Origin of the sequence: Halomonas sp. THAF5a, assembly GCF_009363755.1 — a bacterium.
Lineage (GTDB): Bacteria > Pseudomonadota > Gammaproteobacteria > Pseudomonadales > Halomonadaceae > Halomonas.
The window spans coordinates 1,108,225-1,129,307 of record NZ_CP045417.1 but is presented as its reverse complement, the minus strand read 5'-3'; the positions used below and the strand labels follow the sequence as shown (position 1 = coordinate 1,129,307).

General features: G+C 61.0%; 20 protein-coding genes. 14 read left to right on the top strand and 6 right to left on the bottom strand.

Features of this window, described 5'->3' with window-relative positions:
* The first annotated feature begins 302 nt into the window (after positions 1-302).
* Together FIU83_RS05085 and FIU83_RS05080 are read left to right on the top strand one after the other, a co-directional pair.
* Positions 303-743 carry a LexA family transcriptional regulator gene (locus FIU83_RS05085; protein ID WP_152483052.1) on the top strand — a complete coding sequence of 147 codons (441 nt, stop codon included), beginning with the start codon at positions 303-305 and terminating at the stop codon, positions 741-743.
* 16 nt (positions 744-759) lie between these two features.
* Positions 760-1,218: a hypothetical protein gene (locus FIU83_RS05080; protein WP_152483051.1), complete on the top strand. Its 459-nt coding sequence runs from the start codon at positions 760-762 to the stop codon at positions 1,216-1,218.
* A 182-nt stretch (positions 1,219-1,400) separates the two neighbouring features.
* Here the strand turns inward: FIU83_RS05080 and FIU83_RS05075 are convergent, their stop codons facing one another.
* Positions 1,401-2,783 (bottom strand): DegQ family serine endoprotease, encoded by a 1,383-nt coding sequence (locus FIU83_RS05075; protein WP_253939583.1) that lies wholly within the window; start codon positions 2,781-2,783, stop codon positions 1,401-1,403.
* Between the two features lie 207 nt (positions 2,784-2,990).
* Here FIU83_RS05075 and FIU83_RS05070 point away from each other — a divergent pair, with 207 nt between their 5' ends.
* The 4 genes from FIU83_RS05070 (at position 2,991) to FIU83_RS05055 (ending at position 6,830) form a co-directional block, all read left to right on the top strand.
* Positions 2,991-3,905, top strand: coding sequence for a cation diffusion facilitator family transporter (locus tag FIU83_RS05070; protein ID WP_152483049.1), 915 nt, complete (start codon positions 2,991-2,993; stop codon positions 3,903-3,905).
* 101 nt (positions 3,906-4,006) lie between these two features.
* Positions 4,007-4,684 carry a thioredoxin domain-containing protein gene (locus tag FIU83_RS05065; protein ID WP_089680905.1) on the top strand — a complete coding sequence of 226 codons (678 nt, stop codon included), beginning with the start codon at positions 4,007-4,009 and terminating at the stop codon, positions 4,682-4,684.
* A 182-nt stretch (positions 4,685-4,866) separates the two neighbouring features.
* A complete protein-coding gene (locus FIU83_RS05060) occupies positions 4,867-5,940 on the top strand; it encodes a M23 family metallopeptidase (protein ID WP_172976017.1) in 1,074 nt (357 codons plus the stop codon).
* A 107-nt stretch (positions 5,941-6,047) separates the two neighbouring features.
* Positions 6,048-6,830 carry a ZIP family metal transporter gene (locus FIU83_RS05055; RefSeq protein WP_152483047.1) on the top strand — a complete coding sequence of 261 codons (783 nt, stop codon included), beginning with the start codon at positions 6,048-6,050 and terminating at the stop codon, positions 6,828-6,830.
* 21 nt (positions 6,831-6,851) lie between these two features.
* Here the strand turns inward: FIU83_RS05055 and FIU83_RS05050 are convergent, their stop codons facing one another.
* Together FIU83_RS05050 and FIU83_RS05045 are read right to left on the bottom strand one after the other, a co-directional pair.
* A complete protein-coding gene (locus tag FIU83_RS05050) occupies positions 6,852-7,331 on the bottom strand; it encodes a helix-turn-helix domain-containing protein (protein ID WP_152483046.1) in 480 nt (159 codons plus the stop codon).
* A 34-nt stretch (positions 7,332-7,365) separates the two neighbouring features.
* Positions 7,366-8,088, bottom strand: coding sequence for a cytochrome c biogenesis CcdA family protein (locus FIU83_RS05045; RefSeq protein ID WP_152483045.1), 723 nt, complete (start codon positions 8,086-8,088; stop codon positions 7,366-7,368).
* Between the two features lie 113 nt (positions 8,089-8,201).
* Between FIU83_RS05045 and FIU83_RS05040 the strand changes: the two genes are divergently transcribed.
* From FIU83_RS05040 to FIU83_RS05005, 8 genes are all read left to right on the top strand, one after another.
* Positions 8,202-10,397 (top strand): heavy metal translocating P-type ATPase, encoded by a 2,196-nt coding sequence (locus tag FIU83_RS05040; RefSeq protein WP_152483044.1) that lies wholly within the window; start codon positions 8,202-8,204, stop codon positions 10,395-10,397.
* A gap of 17 nt (positions 10,398-10,414) precedes the next feature.
* Complete coding sequence (gene lspA, locus FIU83_RS05035; protein WP_253939546.1) at positions 10,415-10,897, top strand: signal peptidase II; 483 nt, start codon at positions 10,415-10,417, stop codon at positions 10,895-10,897.
* Positions 10,898-10,931: 34 nt separating this feature from the next.
* Positions 10,932-12,404 carry an apolipoprotein N-acyltransferase gene (gene lnt, locus FIU83_RS05030; RefSeq protein WP_152483042.1) on the top strand — a complete coding sequence of 491 codons (1,473 nt, stop codon included), beginning with the start codon at positions 10,932-10,934 and terminating at the stop codon, positions 12,402-12,404.
* Positions 12,405-12,433: 29 nt separating this feature from the next.
* Positions 12,434-13,495: a L,D-transpeptidase family protein gene (locus FIU83_RS05025; RefSeq protein ID WP_152485249.1), complete on the top strand. Its 1,062-nt coding sequence runs from the start codon at positions 12,434-12,436 to the stop codon at positions 13,493-13,495.
* A 274-nt stretch (positions 13,496-13,769) separates the two neighbouring features.
* Positions 13,770-14,624 (top strand): cytochrome c oxidase assembly protein, encoded by an 855-nt coding sequence (locus FIU83_RS05020; RefSeq protein ID WP_216645083.1) that lies wholly within the window; start codon positions 13,770-13,772, stop codon positions 14,622-14,624.
* Positions 14,593-15,066 carry a copper chaperone PCu(A)C gene (locus FIU83_RS05015; protein WP_253939545.1) on the top strand — a complete coding sequence of 158 codons (474 nt, stop codon included), beginning with the start codon at positions 14,593-14,595 and terminating at the stop codon, positions 15,064-15,066. The genes FIU83_RS05020 and FIU83_RS05015 overlap by 32 nt, the downstream gene beginning before the upstream one ends.
* A gap of 25 nt (positions 15,067-15,091) precedes the next feature.
* Complete coding sequence (locus FIU83_RS05010) at positions 15,092-15,655, top strand: SCO family protein (RefSeq protein WP_253939544.1); 564 nt, start codon at positions 15,092-15,094, stop codon at positions 15,653-15,655.
* A gap of 56 nt (positions 15,656-15,711) precedes the next feature.
* Positions 15,712-16,662: an arsenic resistance protein gene (locus FIU83_RS05005; RefSeq protein ID WP_152483039.1), complete on the top strand. Its 951-nt coding sequence runs from the start codon at positions 15,712-15,714 to the stop codon at positions 16,660-16,662.
* Positions 16,663-16,759: 97 nt separating this feature from the next.
* Here the strand turns inward: FIU83_RS05005 and FIU83_RS05000 are convergent, their stop codons facing one another.
* The 3 genes from FIU83_RS05000 to FIU83_RS04990 are packed head-to-tail and all read right to left on the bottom strand — an operon-like array spanning position 16,760 to position 21,080.
* On the bottom strand, positions 16,760-17,239 hold the full coding sequence (locus FIU83_RS05000; RefSeq protein WP_152483038.1) for a hypothetical protein: 480 nt from the start codon (positions 17,237-17,239) through the stop codon (positions 16,760-16,762).
* Complete coding sequence (locus tag FIU83_RS04995) at positions 17,236-20,244, bottom strand: tyrosine-type recombinase/integrase (protein WP_152483037.1); 3,009 nt, start codon at positions 20,242-20,244, stop codon at positions 17,236-17,238. Before FIU83_RS04995 ends, FIU83_RS05000 begins: the two co-directional genes overlap by 4 nt.
* Positions 20,241-21,080 (bottom strand): site-specific integrase, encoded by an 840-nt coding sequence (locus tag FIU83_RS04990; RefSeq protein ID WP_172976016.1) that lies wholly within the window; start codon positions 21,078-21,080, stop codon positions 20,241-20,243. Before FIU83_RS04990 ends, FIU83_RS04995 begins: the two co-directional genes overlap by 4 nt.
* Positions 21,081-21,083 lie beyond the last annotated feature (3 nt).

Here is a 21,083-nt window from a genome sequence, read left to right as displayed (position 1 = left end):
AAATATCGACAACATAATGGCAATCTCCGCGCAATCTGCAAAATACCGATTTATGTGCTCGTTGGCTCTTCCGGCATGGCCGCTTTGGGTCGTCAGCGGACATACACCCGGAACCTGTATCCGGGTCATCGATTGACAATAACTGGCCGCCATTTCGCACTCCCTTGCTATCTCAAAACCTCAGTCAGGTTAGCATCATCATCCTGAGGATGCGTGCGACCTTCGTGGCGGTGTGGGCTTGGCAGGCGTGGCACCTTGCCTGATAGTGTATATATGTTCAGTTTTTTCGAGAGGAGCCCACCATGCCACATGACACCCTGATCCCGGCTCACCCGGAGCCACCGTCGCTGCCGCTTCCGTTTCCTTTACCGCTGACACGGGCGGGGCTATCGGGCTTTCCCAGCCCCGCCCAGGACTACGAAGGGCGCACCCTGGACCTCAACGAACGCCTGGTGAAGCGTCCGGCCTCAACCTTCTTCATGACGGTGACTGGCGACAGCATGGAGGCGCTGGGTATCGGCGCAGGCGACCTGCTGGTGGTCGACAGTGCCATCGATCCACGACCGGGACACATTTTGGTGGCCTCGGTCGAGGGTGAGCTGGTGGTGAAGCGCTATGAACTGTTGGGCCATCGCCCCTACCTGACCTCGGGTAATCCTGACTACCGCCCGATCCCCGCCGCAGACCTGGAGTGCCAGGCCTGGGGCGTGGTGAAGGCGGTGGTGCATGAGTATTCGGTCTAGCGGAGCAAAAAGGGTCATGATCGGTCTGGTCGACTGCAACAACTTCTATGTCAGCTGCGAGCGCGCCTTCCAGCCTCGGCTGGAGGGCGTGCCCGTGGGGGTGATGTCCAATAACGATGGCTGTGTGATTGCTCGCTCCAATGAGCTCAAGTCACTCGGCGTGGCGATGGGCACCCCGGTCTTCGAGTTGCGCCCGCTGCTGCGTCAGCGGCGGATCGAGCTGCTGTCGTCCAACTATGAGCTGTATGGCGACATGTCCTCACGGGTACAGCAAGTACTTGAGGAGTTCTCTGCTGGGGTCGAGCCTTACTCCATTGACGAGATGTTCGTGCGCTTCGATGGCTTTACGCCGGAACAGATGCATGATCATGCCCAGGAACTGTTCACCAAGGTGCGGCGCTTCACGCATATTCCGGTCAGTGTGGGCATAGCGCCGACCCGCACCCTGGCCTTATCCGTAGAAACGCAAACTTGACTAAAAGCTCTATCAAGTGTGTGTCCTGACTTGTGCAAGTAGTGATATTCACTAGAACCTCAAGCCCAGCCCCAGCCCGTTCACCAGGCAAAGCAAAACAACTGCGTCACTTCCTTGGTGAAAGTCTGAGCGCTGAGCTTGAGCCCCTCCACTATGGTCTGGTAGGGAAACAGTGATCTTGCTCAGTCGCCATTGCCCACTCGCAGGGCCACGAAGTAGGCACGGCCGTCGCGGTTGAGCAGAACCGGCACCGTTTGGTCGTCCGGCAGGTTGGCCAGCAACTCCGTCAGCTGTTGCGGGCTCTCTATCGACTGCTGGCCTAGGCTGACGAGTACATCGCCGGGGCGGATACCGGCTGCCGCGGCGAGGCCGGTCGGGTCGACCTTTGCAATGCGCACCCCGTGCTCGATACCGAGCCGGCGCTTCTCCATCTCGGTTAAGGGCTGGACCGCGATGCCGAGTCGAACCGAGTCGCCATCGGATTGCTCGGGGCCAGCATCCGGCCACTCGCCGACCTCTAACGTGATGCGCTCTCGCTGGCCATCGCGCAACACTCTGAGGTCGACCTCCTCACCAGGACTCGTCTGACCGACCAGGCGCGGCAGCGTGGTGGAGTGGTCTACTTCCTGACTGTTGACCTCGAGAATGACATCACCTGCCTTGATCCCGCCTTTCGCCGCAGGGCTGCCGGGCTCGACCTGGGCGATCAGGGCACCCTCGGCCTGTTCCATGCCGAAGGACTCCGCCAGGTCCTTTGATACCGGCTGTATGCTGACGCCCAGCCAGCCGCGGCTCACATAGCCCTCTTCGCGGAGCTGGTTGGCCACGTCCAGCGCCACATCAATGGGAATGGCGAAGGAGAGGCCCATGTAGCCGCCGCTGCGGGTCAGGATCTGGGAGTTGATGCCCACAACCTCGCCATCAAGGTTGAACAACGGTCCGCCGGAGTTGCCCGGGTTGATCGCCACGTCGGTCTGGATGAAAGGAACGTAGACGTCCTGGGGCAGGGTGCGGTTGATAGCGCTGATGATGCCGGAGGTCACCGAGTGGTCGAAGCCGAAGGGGGAGCCGATGGCAGCGACCCATTGGCCGACTTGAAGGTCGTCGGAGTTGCCCAGCTCCAGGGTAGGCAGGTTGTCGGTGTCGACCTTGAGCACCGCCACATCAGTCTTCTCGTCGGCCCCCACGAGCTCGGCCTCGAGTTCGCGACGGTCGTTTAGTCGCACCAGGATCTTGTCGGCGCCCTTGACCACGTGGGCGTTGGTCATGATGTAGCCGTCTTCATCGAAGATGAAGCCCGATCCCAGTGACTGACGTGGCTCCTCATTGCGATTGGGCGCACCGCCGGGTGGCATCGGGATGCGGTCACCGAAGAACTCTCGAAAGATCTCCGGCACCTCCTGCCCCCCAAACTGCCGAGAGGACGTCATGGACCTCTCGATCTTCCGTGAGGTGGAGATGTTGACGACGGCTGGCGCGGCCTTGTCGACCAGTTCCGTGAAGTCTGGCAGCCGTGGCTCGGCGAGGACTGGCGTCGACAGCATCAAGAGTAAAGCTAGGCTCATCAGCCAGGTGTGCGAGTGAGGCTTGGGTATCACAATGAGCTCCTTCCGGGGCATGGGAGATGGTAACCATGTCTGGTACAGCGCCCACTATGCAAAGTTCCACCACGCCTAGCCCTGGCTCGGCATTCATTATAATTCGAGCTTGAACCTTGAGTTGGTATAGGTTTTATACTATCGCGTCATCAGGTGACACCACAAGGATGACGCATGGGACATCATCACGATCATCCCCATCTTGACCCCACCTCTGGTGACCGTCGGGTGAGCATTGCCATCTGGGCCAACGGGATATTGACCGTTGCTCAGATTGTTGGGGGTATCCTGGCCGGAAGCCTCGCGCTGATCGCGGATGCGCTGCATAATTTTTCCGACATGGCTGCCCTTGTCATTGCCTTTGCGGCCCGCAAGATCGCGAGGCGACCTCCTGACTCTCAGATGACGTTTGGCTATGGACGAATCGAGATTGTCGCAGCGCTGATCAACTACACGACCCTCATTCTTGTTGGGCTTTATCTAATTTATGAAGGCGTCATGCGCATGATCGATCCGCCAGAGATTCAGGGCTGGATAGTCGTCATCATCGGCATTGTCGCTCTTCTTGTCGACGCGCTAACGGCCTTGCTCACCTGGTCGATGCAAAAACATAGTGTCAACATTCGGGCTCTCTTCCTGCACAACCTGTCTGATGCGTTTGCGTCCATCGCGGTGATCATTGGGGGCTCGCTGATTCTGCTTTACGATATGCGCTGGGTAGACCCCGCGATTACGATCGGTATTGCACTCTATATTCTCTATCTTGCCTTTACGGAGATAGGTACCCCTATCCGGACACTGATGCTGGGCTCGCCACCCGATGTCGATGGTCAATCAGTCATTGATCTCCTGCGCAGCGTCGAAGGGGTTGAGGATGTGCATCATGTTCACCTATGGCAAATGCAGGAGAATACCGCCGCACTTGATTGCCACGTGGTGACGACGGAAGAAGGCTGGCAGCAGCTCGAGGCGATCAAGGCGGATATCAAGGCTCAACTGAAAGCGCGCTTTGACATTGGCCACTCCAGCTTGGAATTCGAGCATATTGATCATGCGCACGAGGGAGCCAATCTTTATGGGCATGGATGATACGCCACTATTCCCCGAATTAGGCACCCATCAGCGGTTGAGACCCACTCAGCAGTCCTCTGGTCGTGCTTTCCGCTTAACCATTTGAATTGGAGAAGTCAATGTACAAAAAAGCGACGTTTATCCTGGTTGGTGCGTTGATGCTGATCGCCCTTATCGTGATCGTAGCGAGACCCTCGCTGTTGGGCATGGGCGCCGAGGCGGCCAGCCAAGATGGCGCTCAGGCCGACAATTCGTTGGTGCGCTCACACTCGCCTGTTCTGGGGCCGGAAGAAGCGCCGGTGACCATCGTGGAGTTCTTCGACCCGGCCTGTGAGGCCTGCCGTGCCTTCTATCCGCTGACCAAGCGCATCCAGGAAGAGTATCCCGACCAAGTGCGGTTGGTGGTGCGCTACACGCCCTTCCACGGAGACGTGTCCGATACCGCCATTCGCGTGCTGGAAGTCGCCAGGCGCCAGGACGTCTTCCAGCCGGTGCTGGAAGCGTTGCTGGCCCGGCAGAGCCAGTGGGCGGCTCATGGCAGCTTCGATGAGGCCGCTATTCTGGATATCGCCAGCGAGGCCGGTCTGGACAGGGCTGCAGCAGAGGAACAACTTGACTCCCCTGAGGTACAAGCGGTCATTGACCAGGACAAGGAAGACGTCAAGGCCAACCAGATCCGCCAGACGCCGACCTTTTTCGTCAATGGTGAGCTGTTGGACCCCTTCGGCATGCAGGAACTGGTCGACGCCGTCAATCGTGAGGTGACCGAGGTCGCTGGCGAGGACGATGCGTCATGACACGGCGCTGGTTGCTGCTAGGATTGGTGGGTCTGGGCCCTCTGCTGGCCGAGGCCCATTGGCAAGAGAACACCTTGCTATCCCCGAGCGAACCGGCATCGGCCAGGGCACAGGCTCTCGCACAGAGGGGCTCAGCGCCCTTGGCCGTTCAGCCACCTGAGAGCGTCGCCCAGGAGCTAACTGTGGCGCCTGGGGATACCCTGAACGCACTGCTGCAGCAGCTTGGCGTGAATGCCGAGACGCGCACCCAAGCGTCGACATCGCTGGCGGAGAGGTTCGACCCAAGACGCTTGCGGCCTGGAGACCGTCTCACTGTCACCTCTCTGACGACCGGACAGCCGGTGTCGGTGGCCATCGAGCGTGACTCGGGTATTCAATACGTCGTTACGCTGGGGGAGCGGCCGTCGACGCGGATTGTCCCGCCTCGTCTCGACACCCTGACTCTGGGCCGTGAAGTGGACATCGAAACGTCCCTCTATGCCGCCTTGGCGACAGAGGGGATACCCACGCGTTTCGCCATGGACCTCGAGGTGCTGCTAGGCGGACTCATGGACACAGCCCGAGATATTTCGGGCGCGGAGCGCCTGCAGTTACTGTGGGAAGAGGATCGCCGAGAGGATGGCACGCGAGTCGGGCCTCCCCGTCTGACCTATATGGGATTGGCTGACCCGTCGGCACGACTGGAGATGGTGTGGCCGAAGGACCAGAGAGCCGCCGTGATGCTCTTCAAGGACGGTAGCCTTGTGGAAACGAAGCGGTTCCCGGTGCTCGGCGCACGCCTGACGTCCGCCTTCGGCAATCGACGCCATCCCGTTTACGGTGGGGTACGTCGTCATGACGGTGTCGACCTTGCCGCCCCTCGCGGCACCACGGTCATGGCGACGGCGCCGGGGCGGGTCTCCTTCGTCGGTCGCCGTGGAGGTTATGGTCGTGTCGTGGAGGTAGAGCACGAGATGGGCACTCTCAGTCGCTATACGCATCTCAGTCGCTTCGCCTCCGGCCTGTCGGTCGGGGACGCCATCAATGCCGGCGACACGCTGGGTGAAGTCGGGGCCTCCGGACTCACCACGGGGCCCAACCTGCACTACGAAGTGAGAGTGGGTGACCGACCTGTCGATCCCCTGGAGGAGGGGCAGCGCATCATTCTGGGGGAGTCACCGACACCCCAGGATTATCGAAGCGCGCTCTTCGAGGCTCGTGGTCGTCTGAAAAAAGCCATCGGTACGTCTGGTCTGGTCGCCTTGGATAATCGATAGGCCGCCAGGCTGGCTTGTTGTATGAGACGCAGCGGTGGCCATGTAATGGCTATCGTCGTGTGACTCAACATTCCCTGCAGTACCAATCCTCCAAAGGGGAAGGGTCTATGGAAGGTGTCTCTCCAGTCACGCTGGGGTTTTTGGGTAGTCTTGCCGCCGGTTCGATGACCGCGATCGGAGCGCTACCTATCCTGATCAGCAAGGCGCCCGATCGTGCCGTTCGCGACCTGGCACTCGGATTCGCCGCCGGTGTCATGCTGGCGGCGTCCTTCTTTTCACTGATCATTCCCTCCCTGGAAGCCTCTGGACTGCGCTATGGCGGTAGCGTCTTGCCTGCCGCCATTGCCTGCGCGTCGATACTGATGGGGATGGGGCTGGTCGCCCTGCTGAATGAGCGACTCCCCCACGAGCATTTCGAGCAGGGGCGTGAAGGGCCACAGGCGGCATCGCTTCGCCGAATCTGGCTGTTCATCATTGCCATCACGATCCACAACCTGCCAGAGGGTCTGGCGGTTGGTGTGGCCTTTGGAGCAGGGGGAAGCGAAGGGGGACTTCCCCTTGCCATCGGTATCGGCCTGCAGAATGCGCCGGAAGGCCTGGCGGTGGCAGTGGCATTGCTGGGTGAAGGCTATTCACGCTGGCGATCCTGGACCATTGCCTCCCTCACCGGGCTGGTAGAGCCGCTGGGTGGCCTGCTAGGTGCGGGAGTCGTCAGCATGTCACAAGTGCTGCTCCCCTGGGGGCTGGCCTTCGCCGCCGGCGCCATGCTCTATGTCATCAGCCATGAGATCATTCCCGAGACCCACCGAAGCGGCCACCAGAACAAGGCAACGCTGGGGCTCTCGGTGGGATTGGTACTCATGCTGTTCCTGGATGTCTCGCTGGGCTAGCATGCCGATCCGTCCAGATGCCTACCCCAGATCGTGAGCGCCTCCGTGGGCCCGGTCGCTGATACAAAGCTGATGATCGCTCAACACTTCGATGATCCGGCAGCTTTCGACCTTCCCCCCGGCACACTGGCTGACCATCCGTTTGAGCTCGTCACGCAGTGCGGAGAGCCGCTGCAACCGCGACTCGACCTCCTCCAGGTGGTGCTTGGCAATGGCGTCGACCTCCTGACACGGCATGTCGGGCTGGTCTGACATGGCCAGCAGTTCACGCACCGCTTCCACCGAGAAGCCGAAGTCCCGGGCATGGCGGATGAAGGTCAGCCGCCTGACGGCTTCCTCTCCGTAGCGGCGTTGACCGCCCTCGGTACGTGTCGCGTCGCTCACCAGCCCGATGCTCTCGTAATAGCGAACCGTTTCGGGCTTGCAGCCGGCACGCCGGGCCAGTTCGCCGATGCCGATATTCCTATCCGGGACGTGGGACGTGTCGACAGAGTTGGTCATGGTGGCATCTCCGTAAAAACCATCAGCGTCTGAACTACCCCAGAGTTGCAAGGGAAGGAAAGAGTCCCACCATGAAACTTGAAAGCTGGGTCATGGTTCCTGTCGCGATCGCAATCCCCATGACGATCACGATCGTGCCCGCCACAGGTCTTGTATAGGCACTCCACCTACCGAGCTTCCGGCTGTTTTGCGTCATGACGTTCAGAAAGATCGTGCTAGCCAAGAAAGGAAGTGCCAGACCAAGCGAATAGCTTGTCAGATAGACCATGCCGGCCTGGGCGCTGACAGCACTGCCGGTCGCCATCAGGATGGCTCCCAGGATGGGACCGATACAGGGTGTCCAGCCAATGGCGAAGGACACGCCAAAGATGGTTGCCGATAGCGGTGAGCCACCCTGGACATTGGGTGAAAACTGCAGCGTTCGTTGCAGCAGTGGCAAGCGAAGTATACCGGTCATGAAGACGCCTAGGAGGATGACCACGCCTCCCGTAATCCAGTTGAACTCGTTCCGATAGCCTCGAAGCAACTGACCTATGCTGCTGGCCCCCAAGCCCAGCATGATAAAGATCATGGTGAACCCCAGGATGAAGAAAGAACTGAGAATCAGGGCTTCCAGTCGCTTGTCCGTTTTCCCGGCGCTTCCTCCCGTGACCACCGACAGGTATGCCGGGAGCAAGGGCAGGGTACAGGGGGAAAAGAATGAGACTAGGCCACCCGCGAAGGCGCCCAGCAAGCCAATGGACGACAAGGATTCCAAAGCACCCTCCCTCCCAGAGAACAGCCCGTTGGGATGGAACCGACGGGGCTTGAAGCTATAGCTGCTACAGAGTTTATACTTTTGAAGAGTACATCATCTTACGGAGCCACACCATGACGAAATCGACACGCTTTGAGGATTCATCACCCTTTAAGCTCCGCGTTGAGGGCATGGACTGTGGCGGCTGCGAGCGCAAGGTGGTGGCCGCGCTGGGTCGGCTGGAAGGCATCGAGGAGGTGTCGGCCAGCTCGGTGACCGGATCGGTCACCATACACCCCGAACCACACAGGGCTCCGTCTCATCAGTCGATCGAGCGGATCCTTAACGAGCTTGGCTACCGGCTTGCCGCCGATACCGAGAAGGATGGGTCAGATACCCCTCCAGCGCCCTGGTGGCAGACCGCCAAGGGACGCCTGGTCCTCGTCACGGGGGGCCTGCTGGCTCTGGCCTTGGTCCTTCGCATGACCTGGCCGGTCCTGGGGGGCTGGCCCTTCGTCGCCGCCACCCTGGTGGGCCTGGTGCCCATCGCACAGGGCGCCTGGGGCGCTCTGAAGATGCGCAACCCCTTCACCATCGAGATGCTGATGACCATTGCCGCCCTGGGCGCCCTGGCCATCGATGCCGCGGCCGAGGCGGCGGTGGTGGTCTTCCTGTTTGCCGTGGGCGAACTGCTGGAGGGCGTGGCCGCCTCACGGGCGCGACGCAGCATCTCGGCCCTGGCCGACCTGACGCCCTCCACCGCGAGGCTGTTGGAGGAGGGTGAGACCCGGGAGGTCCCGGCCGCCACGCTCACGCCCGGTCAGCGGGTGCAGGTGCGACCGGGCGATCGCGTGCCCTGCGATGGACGCATCCTGGTCGGCGAGTCCGATCTAGATGAGTCACCGATCAACGGTGAGTCGGTGCCCCGCTCGCGTGCCCCGGGTGACGACGTCTTCGCCGGCACGGTCAACCTCGATGCCGCCCTGGAGGTGGAGGTCACCCGCGGCGCCGAGGACAACACCATCGCGCGGGTCATCCGCCTGGTGGAGGAGGCCCAGGCCGCCAAGGCACCGGTGGCCCGCTTCATCGATCGCTTCGCTTTCTACTACATGCCGGCGGTGGTGGGGCTCGCCCTGCTGATGGCGGTGGTGCCGCCGCTGGTCTCGACCATGGCCTGGTCGGAATCGGTCTATCGCGCCCTGGCCCTGCTGTTGATCGCCTGCCCCTGTGCCCTGGTGATCTCGACCCCCGCGGCGATCGCTGCCGGCCTCTCGGCGGGCGCCCGGCGGGGCCTGCTGATCAAGGGCGGCGCGGTGCTCGAACAGCTGGGCAAGCTGCGCACGGTGGCGTTGGACAAGACCGGCACCCTCACCGCCGGCACTCCCCAGGTCACCGACGTGGAGGACTGGGCTACCGGCCAGGGCGAAAACGAGATCCTGAGACTGGCAGCCGCGATGGAACGTGATTCTAGCCATCCCATCGCGACGGCCATCTTCTCGCATGCACAGAAACTGGGCCTTTCCATCCCCCAGACGAACGGTAACCGCGCCCTTTCGGGGCGTGGCGTCGCCGGCTGGATCGAGGGACGTGAGCTGAGCCTGGTCGCCCCTCGGCACCTGACAGCGCCGACTGCTCTCGATGATGGTCTGCGTGCCCGAATCGCCGAGCTGGAACATGCCGGCAAGAGTCTCGCCCTGCTGGTCGAGAATGAGCGTCCCTTGGGGCTGATCGCCGTACGCGATGAGCCGCGTGAGGACGCCCGGGAGGGGCTGACGGCGCTGTCACGCCTGGGTGTGCAGGCAGTGATGCTCAGCGGTGACAATGCGCGTACCGCCGCTGCCATCGGTGACAGCCTGGGCATCGAGGCGCATGGCGAGCTGATGCCCGAGGACAAGGCGCAGCGCGTTCGTGACTGGCAGGCCGACGGCCGAGGCCCCGTCGGCAAGGTGGGTGACGGGATCAACGATGCCCCGGCATTGGCGGCAGCCGATGTCGGCATCGCCATGGGCGGCGGCACCGACGTGGCACTGGAAACGGCGGATGCGGCGCTGCTCAAGAACCGCGTCGGCGGCATCGCCGAGCTGATCGACCTGTCCCGGGCCACGCTGCGCAACGTCAAGACCAACGTCGCCCTGGCGCTGGGCCTGAAGGCCATCTTCCTGGTGACCACGGCATTGGGCATCACCGGCATGTGGATCGCGGTGATGGCGGATACCGGCGCCACCGTGCTGGTGACCCTGAACGCCATGCGGCTGCTGGGATATCGCTTCTCCCCAGGCAATGCCACGACTGGCTCGGCAAGCCCGCGCTACCAGGCAGCCACGTCATGAGAACGAAACGGATAGCGATGGCGCCGCAGAGCCGCTACTGGTTGGCACTGGCCGTTATGGTCGGCCTGGCCGACCAGGTCATCAAGGGGCTGGTGCAGGCGCTGATGCCTTATGGCCAGACCATCCCGCTGACCCCATTCTTCAACTGGGGTCACTGGTGGAACACGGGGGCGGCCTTCAGTTTCCTCGCCGACTCAGGTGGCTGGCAGCGCTACCTCTTCCTGTGCCTGACAGGAATGGCGGCTATCGTGCTGACGTTCCTGTTGTGCAGGCCCAAGCCCCGCCTGGAGGCGCTGGGGTACAGCTTGATGCTGGGTGGCGCGCTGGGTAATGGTATCGACCGCCTGGCGCGAGGGTATGTGGTGGACTACCTGGACATCTACTGGCGAGAGTGGCACTGGCCCGCCTTCAACCTGGCGGATATCGCCCTGTTCCTGGGTGTCATCGCCTTTGCGATGGCGGCCTTGCATGAACGTCCCTCCCCCAGATTGTCTGAGTGACGGCATGGATGCACAGAACCCGCCAGTCCGGGACATGACGCCTGTCGGACGGCTCTCTCCGGTCCTCGGCTGTTTGTTGGCCCTGACCGCCGGAGGGTTGACCACCCTTAGCGCCGCGCCCTTCACGCTGTGGTGGCTGGGCCCGATAGCGGTGGCTCTGGTCTATGTCAGCATCCATGCCCTGACATCTGCTCAGGCCGCCCTCCGCGGCTGGTGCTATGGCGTGGGCCTGTTCGGCTCGGGGACCTCCTGGGTCTTTGTCGCAATCCACGACTATGGTGATACCGGGGTCCCCCTGGCGCTCTTCCTCACTGGTCTGTTCGTGGCCGGCCTGGCGCTGTTCTATGCCGTGCCCTTCTGGCTCTATCGCCGCGTCGCGGGCCCACGCCTGGCCTTCCTCAGCTTCGCCGGCGCCTGGGTACTCAGCGAGTGGCTGCGCACCTGGCTGTTTACCGGGTTTCCCTGGCTGCTGCTGGGCACCTCTCAGGTGGACTCGCCGCTGGCGGCCTGGGCCCCGGTGGGCGGCGTCTATCTGCTGTCGCTGATCACCGCCCTGACCGGCACCCTGGGCGTGGAGCTCCTGCGCCGCCGCTGGTGGGCCGCGGCGCCCATCGCCGCTCTCTGGCTGACTCCCTTGGCCCTGCCGTCCCAGTGGACCTCGCCGGCCGGCGAGCCGCTGCGGGTCGCCCTGCTGCAGGGCAACCTGGCTCAGTCGATCAAGTGGAAGCCCGAAGGCCAGCGCGAGGCGGTCAACATCTACACGTCGTTAACACGGAAGCAGCCCGACGACCTCGACCTGATGGTCTGGCCCGAGGCGGCCCTGCCGATGTTCGAGGAGAACGCGCGGCCCATACTGGAGCGGGTACAGTCCAACCTGTCGCCCGACACCGCCCTGCTCACCGGCATCCTGCAGCGCGACGGCGGCGACAACTACAACGGCGTGATCGGCCTGGGTAACGCCGAGGGCCAGTATCGTAAGGTGCGTCTGGTGCCTTTCGGCGAGTACCTGCCGCTGAAGCGCCTGCTCGCCGACACCATCGCCTTCTTCGACCTGCCCATGCCGACCATGACCCCCGGGGCCGAGGCTCAGGGGCCGATCCACGCCGCCGGAACCACCATCGGTAACGCCATCTGCTACGAGATCATCTATGCCGATCGTGTCGCCGAGCAGGCGCGCGATGCCGAGCTGTTGCTGACGGTCTCCAACGACACTTGGTTCGGCCGCTCCATCGGCCCCCTGCAGCATCTGCAGATGGCCCGCCTGCGTGCGCTGGAGAACGGCCGGTACCTGATCCGCGCCACCAGCAACGGCGTGACCGCCATCGTCGATCCTCAGGGCCGTCTCATGGCCCGTGCACCACAGTTCCAGGCGACGAGCCTTCGCGGCGAGGTGCTGCCCATGGTGGGAAACACGCCGTTCACCCGAATTGGTAGCTGGCCCACCTGGCTGTTGGCCGCCTTACTGGTGCTGCCTGGATGGCGATTCAACACACGTCGGTCTGGATGATAAGGGTCCAGCCGAAAAGGGAGAGAATGATGGCGTTATCCGAATCCCACTCTGGCACAGCGAGGAAATCTCCATGCTGGCAGCTTCGAACACGCACGCTGATGGGAGTGCTGGCAGGCTGGCTTGTGTTCATTGGCGTTGCTCAGGCCCAGGAGGAGAACAAGTGGCCACTCGGCCACTATCCGCTGCCTGAAAAAGGCAATGTGATCGGCGACACCTACCGCATAGCGGTGGAGGATCGCGAGGATACCCTGCTCGATATCGCCAGGCGACACAACCTGGGGTACAGGGAGATCGTGCGCGCCAACCCGGACGTGAGCATCTGGATTCCCGGCGAGGGTACCGAGGTGACCATACCCGGGCGCTTCATCCTGCCCGCCGCAGAGCGCACCGGGATCGTCATCAACATCGCCGAGCTGCGCCTTTATTACTATCCCGAGGTGGATGACGACGAGACATCACGTGTCGAGACCTATCCTATCGGCATCGGTCGCGAGGGCTTCGATACCCCCCTCGGTGTGACCAAGACCACCATGAACATCAAGAACCCCGCCTGGTATCCACCCGAGTCGGTTCAGCGCGAAGCCAGGGCACGCGGTGAAGAGGCGCCCAGTGTGGTGCCCCCAGGCCCGGACAATCCGCTGGGAGACCATGCCATTATCCTTGGATTCGATGGCTACTTGATCCATGGGACCAACCAGCCGGATGGTATCGGCATGCGTGCCAGTCGTGGCTGTATTCGCATGTTCCCTGGGGACATCGAGTCGATCTTCGACCGCGTGCCCGCCGGCACCCAGGTCCGAATCGTCAACCAGCCCATCAAGATCGGCTGGCATGAAGGGCAACCGCTGGTTCAGGCATTCCCGCCCCTTGAGGGGGAGGGGCACAGCATGTCCACGTTGGTAGAGACCGTCACACGCCTCAACCAGCGCAAGGCCGAGGGCTGGAACTTCGATTATGAACAGCTTCGTGGCCTGTTGGATGACCCCAGCGGTCGCATGGTAGCCCTGAATCCCAAGCCGGAGCCGGATAAAACACCTGACCCTGACTACCAGGGTATCTACGCAGAAATTGCGCTGCGCAGGCCATGACGACGACAACATGTCGGGTCCTGTCAGTCTCGTGATGTTGACTTCAGTCGTGGCTGATACAGGACCTATCGCCCTGTGCAGGGTCACTGGCGGCGCGTTGGCGGTATACCCAACCACTGAACTGGTGCCGTGCCTTGGGGCGCGGCCTTCCTCGCCTCCCAGGCACCGAGGTGCGGGCTCTGACTTCGTCTGCGTTTATAGTCCCACCTTGCCGCATGCCACGGTGGGCTCCTAGTCTCACCGTTGGCATGCCGATTCTGGGGAGGGAAGGGCTATCGACCTCGACGTTGCTCTGGGCTACCTGCTGCCGTGGGAGTTCTCGCTGGCCTGGTCGGGGGCCTGCCTGCTGGCCATCGCGCTCTACCTGCGTGGCCTCCGGCAGCGCCGACGGCGTGGCGAGGCCACCGGCGCAGGCCGAGTCCTTGCCTACCTGCTGGGTGTCGCCACCATCTATGGCGTCACCCAGACCCATTACGACTACCTCGCCCAGTACATGTTCTTTACCCACCGGGCACAGCATCTGGTATTGCATCACGCCGGTCCCTTCCTGATTGCCCTGGCCGCCCCCCTGCCGGTACTGACAGACGGCTTGCCGACCCGAATCAGGCACTTTTCAGGATGGAGGCCGGTCGCGCGCCTGCTGCGCCCCCTATACCTGACGCTTCAGCATCCACTGATCGCTCCCGTACTGTTCGTCGGGCTGATCTATTTCTGGTTGATTCCCGAGGTCCACTTCGATGCGATGCTGAGTACCGACCTGTATCAAGTGATGAACTGGAGCATGGCGCTGGATGGGTTGCTGTTCTGGTGGTTGATTCTGGATCGCCGCACGCCGCAGCAGGGCGGCCTCGGTTACGGCAAGCGCATCGCCATCCTGCTGGTGGTGATTCCGCCGCAGATCGTGCTGGGGGCCTATATCGTCTTCAGCCGGAATGTCATTTTCGATGTCTATGAGGTGTGCGGGCGTGCCTGGCCGCTGGACCCTCTGACTGACCAGCTCCTCGGTGGCCTGTTGACTTGGGTACCGGCCACGATGATGAGTGCCATCGGGGTTCTGATCATTCTCAGCTTTCTGTTCCGTGATGCCCGCAAGGAGGATGCTGCTGATGTCTCTCACGCCACACCCTAGTCTGCCGCGACTAGCGAAACACTGGTGCTCGACCTTCCTGCTGCTGATCGCGACGTCCGGCACGCTGGCGGCTGCCGAACTGGAGGTCAGCGAGGCGCGTCTTAGGCTCCTGCCCGGGGACCTGCCCGCGGCAGGCTACTTCACCCTCACCAATACCAGCGAAAAGGGCGTCACCCTGACAGGAGCGGATAGCTCCGCTTTCGGTAATGTCATGATGCACCGCAGTGTCAATCAGGATGGCGTCACCCGCATGGAGCCCGTCGCCCAGCTGGAGCTGGCGGCTGGGGAGCAGGTCGAATTCGCTCCGGGTGGCTACCATCTCATGCTCATGAAGCGGGCTCGCCCCCTCGTCGTTGGTGACGACGTCGAGGTGAACCTTCATTTCGCCGGCAATCAGCGACAGCGTGTCACGTTCCGCGCCGTGGCGCCGACAGCACAGTAGGGGGAGCAGGATGCGCCGATGCATCATGGCACTATTCGTGACGCTATGGGTTGCGGGCTGCAGCGATCCAGACTGGCAGACCAAGGATATCTCGGGGCTGATGCCGTCCCTGGCGTTCGAACTCATCGACGAGAAGGGGAATACGGTGAGCGCCGATCAGTTCCTCGGCAAGACGACGCTGCTGTTCTTCGGCTTCACCCATTGCCCCGATATCTGTCCGACCACTCTTGCGCGTCTCGACGCGGCCACCCAACGCATGGATGAGACCGCGCGCGATGAAATCCAGGTGCTCTTCGTTTCGGTGGATCCTCGCCGCGATGATGCCGAGACGCTGGATAGCTACACCGACGCCTTCGGCCCCCAGTTCGTCGGCCTCACGGGGGATAAAGCGGCACTCGATAAGCTGACACGCCGCTATCGGGTGACCTACGGGTATGGCGAAGAAGACAGCGAAGGCAACTATGATGTGTCGCACTCCAGCGCTGTCTTCGCCTTCAATGCGCAGGGAGAGGCGCGCCTGCTGATCCGCGACAGCGACCCCATGAAGGCCGTGGTTGCCGACCTTGAAAGGTTGACCGGCGAGGCCTAGGGTGACTGGCTCTCATCTGCAGCAGCTCAGTCCGCGACGAGGCTACCGTTCACATCATGCGCGCCACACTGGAGCAGCATCAGGTCTGGATCTATCTCACCGCGATCCTGGTCGGCCTGGCAATCGGCTGGGGATCGCCGGATACGACCCAGCGTTGGGAGATATGGCTCTGGCCACTGCTTGGCGTGCTGCTCTATACCACCTTTACCCAGGTGCCCCTGCTTCATCTGACCCGGGCATTTCGCGACCGGCGATTCATGATGGCGCTAATGGTGGGCAATTTCCTGCTGGTTCCGCTGGCCGTTGCTGCCTTGTCGCTGCTGTTGCCAGAACAGCCTGCCATTCGACTCGGTGTGCTCCTGGTACTGTTGGTCCCCTGCACGGATTGGTTTATCAGTTTTGCCCATCTGGGTAGAGGAGATAGTGCGCGGGCGATTGCAGCCGCCCCGTTGCTGCTGCTGGTTCAACTGGTGATGCTGCCGCTGTATGTTTGGTGGTTGATGGGCGATCTGGCCATCGAACTGACAGCCGGCAGCCACCTGCTGGCGGCCTTCTCTGGCCTGATTGTCACCCCCCTGATACTAGCCTGGCTGACCGAACGGGTGGCCGAGCGACACATCGTCATCGAGGAAGTCGTCGATGAGCTGGGCTGGCTCCCCATCCCCCTGCTGGCACTGGTGGTGTTCCTGATTGCCGGCTCCCAAGTCAGCCTGGTGGTCGACAACGGCATGCTACTGTGGCGGGTTGTAGCGGTTTTCGTGCTCTACCTGGTGGTCGCGGCGGCCCTCGGCAAGCTGTTGAGCCAGGCGTTCCGGCTTCCTGCTGCCACGGGCCGCACGCTCACCTTCAGCCTCGGCACACGCAACTCCTTCGTCATGCTGCCACTGGCACTCTCCTTGCCTGAGGCCTGGAGCGCAGCAGTCGTTGTGATCGTTTTGCAGTCGCTGGTGGAACTGTTCGGCATGGTGGCCTTCCTGCGCTGGGTGCCGACTAGGCTGATAAAATAGTGCGTAACATCGCGTTGAGCAAAAGCATGAAGTTTTATCATTTCCCAACACTTCCTGGATAGCTAGAAGGCTCTAAACTGTTATATCTATATCTTCTTTAAAAAGATGACTCTAGACCCAGTTTTTCCTGGATGATCCGGTCGCGCAGGACTCCATTCGATTTTTCTGAGCAAGCCAGCTCCCGCTCAACAGCGATAATTCGAACGGCCAGTTCAGCTTTGGTTTGGCGCATCAAATAATGCATACGTCGCCGCTCCGCATCGGTGGGACTTTCCACTTCGCGAGCAAGCGACCGACCAACAGCACGCCGCCGGCGAACGGGTTGGGCGGCTTCTTCGTATAATTGATGGCATTCGGGATTTCGAAGAATAGTGGACTCGGAGATACCCATTCCCGTGTCGGAGAGTTCACGCGATATTCTCGCAATTCGTCCCAGCGTCACGGGACTTCCGATCTCCTGCAACCGACTGATCGCTCGACGCACGATCGTTACGCTTCGATTGCGTCGCTGCTGATGACTGCGCTTCAAACCGGCCATTGCAGCCTCTGGACGCGCCTTATGGGATTGTGGTGTCACCTCTCCTCCCTCCCGATGGTCAGTATGACGGGATCGGCAGCCGCCTGATCAGCTTGTTCCAGCAGTTCCATCTCGGCCAATACATCGTCGCAGCTCGCCATGGCTTCCTTTGCCTTGCGCCCTTCGGCGGGCAGGTTCTGTGCTTCTGCCATCTCCGCCATCTGCGCACAGGCCTGCCGGTAGACAATGACTTGGTCACGCTTGTGCCAGTCGGGCGCATTCCCGGCACAGCCAATGCAGGCGAACTTGATGGGACACTGACTGGCCACGGTGCACCGTCCACCGATAACTGGTATCAGTGCGCCCACCTGCTCCTGTGCGGCTTCGACCTGTCGTCGGATCTGTCCTGGGGATCGCACATGGGTACGAGACAGATCCACACGACTTTCAAAAATCTTTTGTTGCAACTCCATTAGCCGGGCCGGCGTCGGCTGGGAATAGTACTCGGTCACTCGCACATCTCGCTGCTTCATGAGTAGTGCGATCACATCCACGGGCGTGTTTAACGCCCGCATTTCAGTGGCAAAGCCGTGGCGCAGCAGGTGGGACGTGACCCGCACGGCCTCACCGGTAGCAGTTTGCAACGAGATGCCGTGCAACATAATGGACATCGTCGCGTTGACATCCTTATGACTGAAATGCCTTCCGGCATTCTGCCATATGTAGGGCGCCGGACGAAGCTTGTGACGCAAGCTTCTGGTAGGCGGAATAGTCTCAAGGTTCTGCCCCCGCTCACGTTGAAACTTCCACCAGGCGTGTAGCGCCTTCATGCAGCGCTCGTCAATATAATAGGGCTCCTCTTCCCGGCGTCCCTTGGGAATCGCGCGGAAGGCAATCGCTTCACGTTCCTTCGCAAGCAGCACTCGTGATAAATGCTCTGGGCTCAATCTAATCTGCAGGAATTCGTTCATGCGAGCGCCAGTCTTGGTCATGATCTGAATGGCCGCATGCCCGACGAGAGCGGCTAGCCTGAGTGCCTCCAGTGGAATAAAGGTTATGCCAAGGTCCCGCGAGATTCGCTCCAACCAATGGGATGTAGACAGCCCCCAAGTTGATTGTGGTGGAAGTTGGAATGCCCCCTTTGAGTAGCCATTGTGCGTCAGAAAGTCAGAATGGGTAACTTGAGACTTCAGTACATTGGCTTGCAGCAGCTCGATGAACCAGTAGGGCTCTATCAAAGTGGCATCATCGCGAGCATGGCCATCCTCATAGCTTAGGAAGTAACGTGCCTGGTCACCTACCTTCGCACGTATACGCTGGCGTTGATCCTGATGATAATAGAAGTCTTCTGCCACGGGCTCATGCACAGAACGCAATGTTGCGGAATCCCAGAGCCTGAAATGCTGCTGTGTGGGCTGAACTCGACCTGATGTTGATACCATCTCATCGGTGATCGAAAATGACATCGGCAGCGATTCTCCCACTTGCTTATGGTGAGATATGGCATCCAAGAAGGCTGTATGCAGGCGCTCAACCTGAATACACCGACGCTCGGCCACATCACGAAGCAGATAGAATCGATCGTGTACAACGGCGGTCGCGGCCTTACGACGCCTCCTCTGCTCGCTCCTCACGTCTCTGTGGATGGTGGAGCGGTGCCAGAAGTGGTCATCCTTCAGTCCACTGAGACGCCAAGGCGCCACGGCCCGGCGCTGCTCGGGCGTCAATCTGAGTAGATAATCCTCTTGCTTGCGCAGCAAGCGAAAGTAGGTCTGCAGGAACCGACCGCGTTTGGGTGTGCCCTCTTCGGGGAGCACCTCTCCGTCATGGTATCTTCGGTAGAACATGTCGGGATCTAGTGCATCGATATCCGGTAGCTTCAACCGTTTCAGATAACGCGATATGCTGGCAAAAAAGGTGATATCGTTAAGTCGATTTCCGTCGGCGAAGGTCATGACAAAAAATGCCACATCCCGAAGTTTCGGCTGCGAAATGGAGTGGATCATCCGTCTTTGGGATTCATTGAAGGGCCGTCCCATGGTCGGTGATTCCAGAAAGGTCATCGGTAGGTGATGGAGCGCCGGCGATACCCTGTCGAGCACCATCTCTAGCGTGATCTCCTTCCATGCTCGCAGCGGCCTGGCCTGATGCCCCGTTTCTTCTTCCCAACGCCGGATTTCTTGTTTAATGTGACGATCATTGTGCTCGGAAATCCGCAGTACCTCGCTGTAGGCTACCGTATGTCCCTCGCGGTGTAGGTGCTCAATGGTCAGACGTGTGAGCCGCGTGAGCACTTCACGTGAACGCCGCGTATTGGGAAGCGAATAGCGAAAGGTATTGAAGTCCCGACGCCAGCCCTCATAGGCCTCACGACTGTCGACCGGGGCGCTCAAGAGCTCATCGGCCAATGTTGCCACATAGTGGCGCGAATACCCCGACACGGTGGCTACGCTGAATCCTAAGCATCTACTGATGTCGGCCAGCTTGAAGGGAGTGCCGAGCCGGCGACGACGGTCCAGTTCCGCCCTGATCGATTCGTTTCGCTGGTTCAGCGCATGATTTTCGCCCACGAGGAAGGTAGTACCGTAGGTGTCGAGAGATTTCCAGGCAACCGTGCGCGCTACTTGATGGCCGGTCTCCTGCTCCCAGATAACCAGCTCTTCATTCAGTATCCGTCTTCGTCCACCCGTAATGCCTTCAACTGCGTTCACCGTCATCAACGCGTTCTCGCGATGCAGCTGTTCGATGACCAGCCGCGCAAAGCGTCGGAACAGCGCCGGCCCACTCTCCGTGCGTGTGATAAAGGAGCGAAAGGTGCGGTAGTCACGTACCCAGCGTGCATAAGCTTCTTGATTCTCGACTGCCGTGTCCAACAACTCCGCTGCCAGTTCACGGACATAACGCTGGGTAACGCCACTGATCGTCTTGCGATCGTAGCCGGTTACCACCATCACTTCCTGGTTCACGAAAGCCTCACCCAGCTCGCGTCGACGATCAAGCTCGGCACGTATCGTAAGCCGTCGACACTCTGGATCGGCGCGTTGTTGCCGGGCCGACGGCGTCATGGTTTCAGCATCTCATCTAACATTTGCTGGCTCTCGGTTATTGACTCGGGACGAGGATCCGGTTGGGAACGGCGAGCCCTATCCCGCCGGTGCTCACGTTCGATGCGCGCATGAATGTGATGAGCCAACTCCGGCAGGTTATGCCGGCGGATAGCTTGGTCATAGATTGGCAGCATGTCGCTTGTCCAGGCCATGAGCTCACGTAGGGCACCACGCAGGCTCTGCAGTTCCTCGGCGGATCGGGCACGCTGGTGGATGTCATTGAGCGCCTGTGTTACGAACCAGTGGCGGACCTGATGGCAACGCACTTGTAGGCCCGCGGCGTTTAGCGCCGGTGCCCAATAGTCGCGGCGGAAGTGGTCCGGGTTCATTGATGTGCCACGTCGCGTCAGAAACAGTGGAATGCGGTGAAGGGCTTCCACAGGGAGTTCAGCGAGTTCCGACAGCCCATATCCTCGGGGATCTAGCCGAGCACGCTGCTCGTCCACATATCGTCGCAAGACCTTGGCCGTGCGGTCGGTAATGAACAGCCGTTTCACTCGGCGTCCATGACTTCCCTTGCTGATCGCTAGCATCTCTCGCATAAAACCACTCTGTACCCAGTCCGCCACGCTGAGTTGACACGCCTCGTGCACACGGCAGCCGCTATCAAAGAGGATACGTACCAAGGCGGTTTCACGTAGTGTCCACCCCCACTGCTCACCAGCTGACATGACCCTGTTCATCAGGGCTGGTTCATCCAGGATCTCGGGTAACCATTGATTCCCTTTCAGCCGGAAATAACTGGCAGAAAGGCGCATCTCTCGAACGCCGTCTACGCCACTGTCAGCAGGCATGGG

Excerpts from the sequence above, each read along its gene's own strand:
- FIU83_RS05085 (WP_152483052.1), top strand. The coding sequence starts at position 303 with ATGCCACATGACACCCTGATCCCGGCTCACCCGGAGCCACCGTCGCTG.
- FIU83_RS05080 (WP_152483051.1), top strand. The coding sequence starts at position 760 with ATGATCGGTCTGGTCGACTGCAACAACTTCTATGTCAGCTGCGAGCGC.
- FIU83_RS05075 (WP_253939583.1), bottom strand. The coding sequence starts at position 2,783 with ATGAGCCTAGCTTTACTCTTGATGCTGTCGACGCCAGTCCTCGCCGAG.
- FIU83_RS05070 (WP_152483049.1), top strand. The coding sequence starts at position 2,991 with ATGGGACATCATCACGATCATCCCCATCTTGACCCCACCTCTGGTGAC.
- FIU83_RS05065 (WP_089680905.1), top strand. The coding sequence starts at position 4,007 with ATGTACAAAAAAGCGACGTTTATCCTGGTTGGTGCGTTGATGCTGATC.
- FIU83_RS05055 (WP_152483047.1), top strand. The coding sequence starts at position 6,048 with ATGGAAGGTGTCTCTCCAGTCACGCTGGGGTTTTTGGGTAGTCTTGCC.
- FIU83_RS05050 (WP_152483046.1), bottom strand. The coding sequence starts at position 7,331 with ATGACCAACTCTGTCGACACGTCCCACGTCCCGGATAGGAATATCGGC.
- FIU83_RS05040 (WP_152483044.1), top strand. The coding sequence starts at position 8,202 with ATGACGAAATCGACACGCTTTGAGGATTCATCACCCTTTAAGCTCCGC.
- lspA (WP_253939546.1), top strand. The coding sequence starts at position 10,415 with ATGGCGCCGCAGAGCCGCTACTGGTTGGCACTGGCCGTTATGGTCGGC.
- lnt (WP_152483042.1), top strand. The coding sequence starts at position 10,932 with ATGACGCCTGTCGGACGGCTCTCTCCGGTCCTCGGCTGTTTGTTGGCC.
- FIU83_RS05025 (WP_152485249.1), top strand. The coding sequence starts at position 12,434 with ATGGCGTTATCCGAATCCCACTCTGGCACAGCGAGGAAATCTCCATGC.
- FIU83_RS05015 (WP_253939545.1), top strand. The coding sequence starts at position 14,593 with ATGCTGCTGATGTCTCTCACGCCACACCCTAGTCTGCCGCGACTAGCG.
- FIU83_RS05010 (WP_253939544.1), top strand. The coding sequence starts at position 15,092 with ATGGCACTATTCGTGACGCTATGGGTTGCGGGCTGCAGCGATCCAGAC.
- FIU83_RS05005 (WP_152483039.1), top strand. The coding sequence starts at position 15,712 with ATGCGCGCCACACTGGAGCAGCATCAGGTCTGGATCTATCTCACCGCG.
- FIU83_RS04995 (WP_152483037.1), bottom strand. The coding sequence starts at position 20,244 with ATGACGCCGTCGGCCCGGCAACAACGCGCCGATCCAGAGTGTCGACGG.
- FIU83_RS04990 (WP_172976016.1), bottom strand. The coding sequence starts at position 21,080 with ATGCCTGCTGACAGTGGCGTAGACGGCGTTCGAGAGATGCGCCTTTCT.